The 7697-nt window shown below is 72.7% G+C and carries 7 protein-coding genes; 4 read left to right on the plus strand and 3 right to left on the minus strand.

Going from position 1 to position 7697, the window contains the following annotated elements; genetic code table 11:
• Positions 1-633: 633 nt before the first annotated feature.
• Complete coding sequence (locus tag E1293_RS41750; RefSeq protein ID WP_243717361.1) at positions 634-1257, plus strand: C40 family peptidase; 624 nt, start codon at positions 634-636, stop codon at positions 1255-1257.
• Positions 1258-1318: 61 nt separating this feature from the next.
• Here the strand turns inward: E1293_RS41750 and E1293_RS41755 are convergent, their stop codons facing one another.
• Positions 1319-2392 (minus strand): alkene reductase, encoded by a 1074-nt coding sequence (locus E1293_RS41755; RefSeq protein WP_132204824.1) that lies wholly within the window; start codon positions 2390-2392, stop codon positions 1319-1321.
• 137 nt (positions 2393-2529) lie between these two features.
• Here E1293_RS41755 and E1293_RS41760 point away from each other — a divergent pair, with 137 nt between their 5' ends.
• Both E1293_RS41760 and E1293_RS41765 read left to right on the plus strand, forming a co-directional pair.
• Entirely contained in the window at positions 2530-5133 is a 2604-nt protein-coding gene (locus tag E1293_RS41760; RefSeq protein ID WP_132204826.1) for an ATP-binding protein, read from the plus strand.
• The gene (locus E1293_RS41765; protein WP_132204828.1) at positions 5130-5969 is read left to right on the plus strand and encodes an ADP-ribosylglycohydrolase family protein; all 840 of its coding nucleotides are present in this window, start codon (positions 5130-5132) and stop codon (positions 5967-5969) included. The genes E1293_RS41760 and E1293_RS41765 overlap by 4 nt, the downstream gene beginning before the upstream one ends.
• Here E1293_RS41765 and E1293_RS41770 read toward each other — a convergent pair.
• Complete coding sequence (locus E1293_RS41770; RefSeq protein WP_132204830.1) at positions 5964-6653, minus strand: dienelactone hydrolase family protein; 690 nt, start codon at positions 6651-6653, stop codon at positions 5964-5966. The genes E1293_RS41765 and E1293_RS41770 overlap by 6 nt on opposite strands.
• 1 nt (position 6654) lies before the next feature.
• Entirely contained in the window at positions 6655-7053 is a 399-nt protein-coding gene (locus E1293_RS41775) for a PaaI family thioesterase (protein WP_132204832.1), read from the minus strand.
• Positions 7054-7077: 24 nt separating this feature from the next.
• Here E1293_RS41775 and E1293_RS41780 point away from each other — a divergent pair.
• On the plus strand, positions 7078-7697 hold a 620-nt coding region (locus E1293_RS41780; RefSeq protein WP_132204834.1), incomplete at its 3' end, for a cytochrome P450 family protein.

The following is a 7697-nucleotide window of genomic DNA, read 5'->3' on the forward strand; positions in this document are numbered from 1 at the left end:
GAGAGGAGACGGACGGGACGTGCCCTGCCGGACCTGCCGAACACGTGACTCCCAAACACGGGGCTCCCAAACACGGGGTTCCCTCCGGACGCGGGACATGAATCTCCTTCGGACTACAGGGCCCTCGCGCCCCGCCGTCAATGGCCGGACGTGGCCGGATCCGGCGGGTTTGACTGTGCCTCAGATCACAGATCAATAAATGAACGCCCCGCTGAACGGCTTGCTGTGACTCGGTTCACAATTCCTGAATGGCGCCGCTGATCGTTGCTGGCAGCACGGTGGACCGCCGTCTCAACCGGACGGTACGGGTGCCGAATAAATGGCCTTTCGATTTGCCAGGATCCGCGGGCTCTGACTAGCTTCCTGCCCGGTTCATGCGGCACATCAGCCGCCCGGACAACAGAACACGCAACCGACGCGCGGTGGCGGCGCGCCCCGGCCACCACACGGAAGCCAGCGCGGACCCCCCAGGTCGTCCCCCCATGGGACCTCGCCCGGAAACCGCCGTCGGACGCCGAATCCGTGCCGCCGAGAGGCATGGAGCCGGAAGCGGCCGCCATTTCTCTGCGTCCCCATCTAATGACGCTCTGGAATCGGCCGCGGCATCCCGAACCTTCCGATCAAGACCGGTGGGTGACGGCTGCCCGGCAGGCAGCAACCGCGAAGTCTGGAGACATTCTGCATACCCCTCGAAACCCCCTGAAGGCCGGAATCACCACCGGTGGCCTCGTCCTCACCACGACCGCCGCGGTCGGCGCGTCCGTCCTCGCGGCGGGGCCCGCACAGGCGGCCGTCCCGCAGCGGGCGGCGCTCGTCAAGGCGCCCGCCGCGGCACCCGGCACGGCACCGGGCCGGGCCGCCACCGCCAAGCAGTCCCGGGCCGCGAAGCAGAAGACGCGTGCGGCCACGGCCGTGAAGTACGCGGCGAAGCAGATCGGCGACCCGTACCGCTACGGCGGCGACGGCCCCGGCTCGTGGGACTGCTCGGGCCTGGCTCAAGGAGCCTGGCGCAAGGCCGGGGTGAAACTGCCCCGGACCACCCAGCAGATCTACAAGGCGGTCGGCAAGAAGGTCTCCTGGAAGGGCGCCGTCAAGGGCGACCTGCTGTTCTTCTACGGCGGCCGCAGCCACGTGGGCGTGTACGCCGGGCACGGCTACATGATCCACGCGCCCAACTCCGGCGAGAAGGTCAAGAAGATCAAGCTGACCAGGTACTACAAGCGCAACTTCAGCGGCGGCGTCCGCCCGGGTCTCTGACCTCCGGACGCACGCGGGCCCCGCACCGACCCCCGGGCGGTGCGGGGCTGCGCTGGTCCGGTCAGGCCAGCACCGGGTAGTCGGTGTAGCCGCGGTGGTCGCCGCCGTAGAACGTCGCCTGGTCCGCCTCGTTGTAGGGGCCGCCGGCCCTGATCCGGGCGGGCAGGTCGGGATTGGCGAGCCAGAGCTGGGCGAACGCGACCGCGTCCGCCACGCCCTCGCGCAGCGCCTCGATGCCGGCCTCCGGCCTGGCGGGGAACGACTGCGGCGTCGGGTGCGGGTTCAGGATCAGGGTCCCGGGCCACTCGGCGCGGATCCGCAGCGTCGTCTTCCGGTCGCCCAGCTCCATGATGTGCAGGTACGCGATGCCGATCGGGGCGAGCGCGGCCACGAGCGCCGAGTACAGCTCCGGCGTGTCGCTCTCGTGGACGCCGTTCGCGGTGCCGCCGGGCGACACGCGGAGGCCCACGCGCTCGGGTCCGATCGCGTCCGCCACCGCCCGGACGGCCTCGACGGCGAACCGGATGCGGTTCTCGACCGTCCCGCCGTAGGCGTCGGTCCGCGCGTTGCTGCCGTCGCTGAGGAACTGCTGGATCAGGTAGCCGTTCGCGCCGTGCAGCTCCACCCCGTCGAACCCGGCCTCGATCGCGTTGCGCGCGGACGCGGCGAAGTCCGCGACGGCCTGCCCGATGTCGTCCACGCTCATCTCGCGCGGGACGGGGTGGTCGAGCATCCCCTCGGGCGTGAACAGCTTCTCACCGGACGCGATCGGCGACGGCCCCAGCGGCGGCCGCCCGTCCGGGTACAGGACGGGGTGGCCGACGCGCCCCGCGTGCATCAGCTGGGCGAAGATCCGCCCGCCCTCGGCGTGGACGGCGCCGGTCACCGCCCGCCAGGCCGCCACCTGGTCGTCCGCGTGCAGGCCGGGCGTGGAGATGTAGCCCTGGCCCTGGACGCTCGGCTGCGTGCCCTCGGTGATGATCAACCCGGCGGCGGCGCGCTGCCGGTAGTACTCCACGGTCAGCTCGGTCACCGTGCCGCCGTCCGCCGCCCGGCTGCGGGTCATCGGCGCCATCACGAGGCGGTTGCGCAGCTCCAGCTTCCCGGTCGACAGCGGCTCGAACAGTTCCTGCATGACGTCCTCCTGATGGCGTTTATCGCGGGCCTGTCGCTGGCCTGTCGCTGGTCATGAACGTACGAGCCGCCGGTTACGGAGCGAATCCGTAGGGTTTCGGTATTCGGCCCAGTAGTCCGGCCCCGTAGTTTGGGCGTGTGCTCTACGGGCGGAACGAGGAACAGGCGCGGATCACCGCGCTGATCGACGAGGCGCGCGACCGGCGGCGCAGCGGCGTCCTGCTGCTGCGCGGGGAGGCCGGCATCGGCAAGTCCGCGCTGCTCGCGCAGGCCGCGGAGGGGGCCCCGCGCGTCCTGCGGGCCACCGGGATCGAGGCGGAGTCCGGCATCGCGTTCGCCGGCCTGAACCAGCTGCTGTGGCCCGTCCGGGACCGGCTGGACGCGCTCCCGCCGCCGCAGGCCACCGCGCTGCGCTCCGCGCTCGGCGAGACGTCTCCCGGGCAGGACCGCTTCGCCACCGGCCTCGCCGTCCTGACGCTGCTCGCCGACTTCGCCGACGCCGGCGGGCCGGTCCTCTGCGTCGTGGACGACGCGCAGTGGCTCGACACGGCGACCGCCGAGGCGCTGCTCTTCGCCGCGCGGCGGCTGGCGGCCGAGGGCGTCGTCATGCTGTTCGCCGCGCGCGACGACGACGCGTTCACGGCCACGGGCCTGCCGGAACTGCGCCTCGACCGGCTGCCGCGGCCCGACGCCGAGCGGCTGCTCGCGGCCCGCGACCTGACGCCGATCGTCCGCGACCGCATCGTCCGGGAGGCGGCCGGCAACCCCCTCGCCCTGCAGGAGTTCGCCGCCGCCGGGAACCGCATGCAGGACGGCTCCCGCCCGCTGCCCGTCGCCGACCGCGTGCTCGCCTCGTTCCAGGCGCAGATCGGCCGGCTGCCGGAGGCGACCCGGCTGATGCTGCTGATCGCGGCCGCCGAGGGGCGCGGCCACATGCCGAGCCTGCTCGCCGCCGCGGACACCTTCGGGGTGGGGCTCGCCGACCTGGAGGAGGCCGAGCACGCCCGGCTGGTGGAGGTCACCGGGCGCAGCATCCGGTTCCGGCACCCTTTGATCAGGGCGGCCGCCTACCAGGGGGCCGTCGCGGCGCGGCGCATCGCCGTCCACCGGGCGCTGGCCGAGTCCGCCGACGACCTGGACTGCCGCTCCCGGCACCGCGCGTCCGCCGCCCTCGGACCGGACGAGGACGTCGCCGCCGAACTCCAGGCGACCGCCGAACGCGCCCGCGACCGCGCCGGGTACGGGACGGCGGCGGCGCTGTACCGGCAGGCCGCCGACCTGACCCCGGAACCGGCGGCGCGGGCCGCGCGGCTCGCCGCCGCCGCGTCGATCGTCCTCCAGGCCGGACGGCTCGACGAGGCCGAGGAGATGGCCGTCCAGGCGGAGAAGCTCGGCCCCGCCGTGTCGGACCGCGCCCGCCTCGGCCGGGTGCACGCCGCCGTCGAGTACGAGCGCGGCGACCCGCGCGCCGCGTCCCGCATGATGGTCGACCGCGCCGCCGGCGACGAGCGCGCGGCGATGCTGCGGACCGGCGCCATGTACGGGTGGACGTCCGGGGAGCTGCCCGCCGTGCTCCGGGCGGCCGAGCTGCTGCCGGACGACCCGGCGGTCCGCGGGCTCGCGCTGCTGGCCCGCGGCGACCATGCCGGCGGCTCGCCGCTGCTCGCCGGGCCGGTCGCCGAGGCGCGGGCCGGGTCCGGCGACCGCGTCCGCGGCGCGCAGCTCGCGCTGGTCATCGGGGCCGACGCGGCCGCGCTCGCGCTGGCCGCCGCCGAGGTCGCGGACGGCCGCCGGCACGGGCGGGTCGGCGAGCTGGCGAACGTCCTGCAGGTCCAGGCGCAGACGCAGATCGCGGCCGGGCGGCACGCGGACGCGGAGGCGACCGTCGCCGAGGCGATCGCGCTGGCCCGCGACACGGGCCGCCCCCACCGGGAGGGGCGCCTCGGCGCCGTCCTGGCCCGCGTCGCCGCGATCGAGGGCGACGAGGCCCGGCTCCGCGAGCTGATCGCGCACGCGCCGCCACCGCCGGGCGGGCTCGCCGACAGCGCCCTCGCCCTCCTCGACCTCGGGCTCGGCCGCCACGACGACGCGCTGCGCCGCCTCGAAGAGATCGCCCGAGGCCCGCGCCGGCACAGCACGGGCGCCCAGCTCTCCGCCGTCGACGAGGTCGAGGCCGCCGTCCGTCTGGGCCGCCCGGACGTCGCCCGCGACGCCTTTTCGCGCTTCCGTGCTTGGGCCGAGGCAGTGAAGCAGCCCTGGGCGCTTGCCATGGCGCTGCACTGCGAGGCCCTGGTCTCGGACAGCGAGGAGCCCTTCGTCGAGGCGATCCGGCTGCACGAACAGGCGTCACGGCCGTTCGAACGCGCTCGCACCGAACTTCTCTACGGCGAGTTCCTGCGCCGATCCCGTCGCCGGTCCGACGCCCGCGTTCCGCTCCGTTCGGCACTGTCAATCTTCGAACGCCTACGCGCGACCCCATGGCTGGACCGCGCGCGCGCCGAACTACGGGCGACGGGCGAGTCCGGACCGTCCGTCCCTACCGCCCCGGACCTCGTCGACCGTCTCACCCCGCAGGAGCTCCAGGTCATCCGGTTGGCGGCCTCCGGGACGAGCAGCCGCGAGATAGCCGCCCAGCTCTTCCTCAGCCCGCGGACGGTCGAATACCACCTGTACAAGGCGTACCCGAAGCTCGGCATCTCGTCCCGCAGAGAACTGTCCCGCCTAGCCTTGGAACCCGCATGACGTCCCTTGCCTCGCTCCAAGCCCTCGCTCTGGGCGACGCGTTGGGCTCGCAGTTCTTCGTCCCGGCCAACCGCGCCTCCTACGAAGCGCAGACACTTCCCCCTGGCCCATGGCAGTGGACGGACGACACCGAGATGGCCGCGTCCATCTACCTCGTCCTAACCCGCCATGGAGCCATCGACCAGGACGCCCTTGCCGCGAGCTTCGCCGAACGACACGACTTCGACCGCGGCTATGGTCCGTCCACAGGACGCCTCCTGCGGCTCGTCCGCGAAGGAGGCGACTGGCGGACCCTCGCGCGAGAACCGTTCGACGGCGCGGGCTCCTGGGGAAACGGTGCCGCGATGCGCGTCGCACCCCTCGGCGCCTGGTTCGTGGACGACCCCACAGAGGCGGCCCGCCAAGCCGTCCTCTCCGCCGAGGTCACGCACCCGCACCCCGAGGCGGTCGCGGGCACGATCGCCGTGGCCGTCGCCGCAGCCATCGCACCCACCGGACCACCACCGGGCAAGTTCATCGACGAAATCCTTCGACACGTCCCGCCGGGCACGGTGCGCAAGGGGATCGTCGAAGCTCGGCGCCTGCTCACCATCAGCGACCCGTCGACCGCGTCCGCCATCCTCGGCAACGGCCGCCAAGTCGCCGCGCACGACACCGTGCCCTTCACCCTCTGGGCCGCCGCAAGGCACCTTGGCGATTACAAGGCCGCCTTCTGGACGACCGCAGCCGCCGGCGGTGACATCGACACAACGTGCGCCATCGTGGGTGGCATCCTCGGCACGGCCCCTGCCGACTGGCTGCCCCACTGCGAACCGTTGCCGTCCTGGGCGCTATGACAGCGTCCGCTTGAGGAATTCCTCTGTGAGCCGCCAAGCGCGCTCCGCGGGCCCTGGCTGGTAGAACATCGGCGCCTTCCGGTTGTGGAACGCGTGCCCGCCGTCCTCCTGCACGTGGATTTCGGCGTTGTCCTTGCCGCGGACGGCCTCCTCCACCCTGGCAATGTCCTCGCGCGGGATGTAGGCGTCGGCCCCACCGAAGTGGAACTGGACAGGAGCCTGTACAGCGTCCAGCTGCTCCAGCGCGTCCGGCACACCAGACCCGTAGAACGACACCAGCGAATCCACCTCGGCATTGGCGCCCAGCAGGTACGCGAGCATCCCCCCGAAGCAGAACCCGAGGACGCCCACCTTGCCCACCTCTGGCAGCCCCTTGAGGACGGCAAGCGCCGCCTTAGCGTCCTCGACGCCCGTCTCCCAGTCGAACTGGGAGACCATCGACATCCCCTTGGGGAGGGCCTCTTCGGTGTGCTTGGTCGTCCAGTTCGGCTGGATTCGCCAGAACATGTCCGGCGCGGCCACAACGAACCCGAGCGCCACCAGGTCTTCGGCGACCGCCTCCATGTAGTCGCCCACACCGAAGATCTCCTGGAGGAGCAGGACCCCCGGCCCCCCGCCCTCGGGCGACCACACGTGCAGGTCGAACTCGCCGTCCGCGACGGCGACCTTCTCGATACGCGTCATATCAGCCGATCATGGCGTAAACGGCGCTGGCACGCGCCACGGTCACCGAATCCGCCGTCATGTCGACCTCCGCGAACGCCAGCGTCCGGCCGAGCTTGGTCAGCTCCACGTTCACGAGCACGTCCCGTCCGACCACGGGCCGCTGGAACGACGTGCTGAGCTGCACCGTCGTCATCGGCACGAAGGCACCCCTGGCACCCGACACCGCCAGCACGACCGCCGTGTCGGCCGCCGCCATCAGCGCCTGCCCCGACAGCGCGCCGCCCTCCCTGGCCAGCCGATCCGACCAGGGCAGCCGCAGCACCGCCGTCCCGTCGCCCACCTCCTCGGCCACCAGGCCCAGATCGAGCACCCAGGGCGCGAAGTTGTCACGGAGAATCTCATCAGGCTTCAACGTCACCCCGACATGATGCACGCTGAGGGGATGCACGAGGAGATCTTCCTGCCCGCCACCTACGCCGCCGGCGTCCCCTACGACGCGTTCCGGGAGCTCCGCGCCGAAACCCCGGTCGCCCGTGTCCCCGAACCCGCCGTCGGCCCCTGGCCCGCCGGCCCCGGCTACTGGGCGGTCTTCCGGCACGCCGACGTCAAACACGTCCTGCGCTCCCCGGACCTCTTCTCCTCCAACCTCGGCGCCACCCAGATCCGCGACCCCGACACGCCCGAGGACCTCGCCTTCGTCCGCGCGATGATGCTGAACCAGGACCCGCCGGACCACTCCCGCCTCCGCCGCATCGTCGCCGCCGCGTTCACCCCCCGCGCCGTCCGCGCCCTGGAGGACACGATCAACGAGCGGGCGCGCACCCTCGTCGCCTCCGCCCTGGACGGCCCGGCCGACTTCGTCGAACTCGCCGCCGACCTGCCCGTCTGGACCCTCGCCCACATCATGGGAGTCCCCGACACCGACCGCCGCCTCCTCTACGACTGGGCGTCCCGCGTCATCGGCTACCAGGACGACGAGTACGCCGGCCTCTCCACCGCCGACGCCGCCGCGATGAGCCCCATGGCCCAGAAGGCCATGGACTACCGCCCGTCCTCCACCAC

The organism is Actinomadura darangshiensis (assembly GCF_004349235.1).
GTDB lineage: Bacteria > Actinomycetota > Actinomycetes > Streptosporangiales > Streptosporangiaceae > Spirillospora > Spirillospora darangshiensis.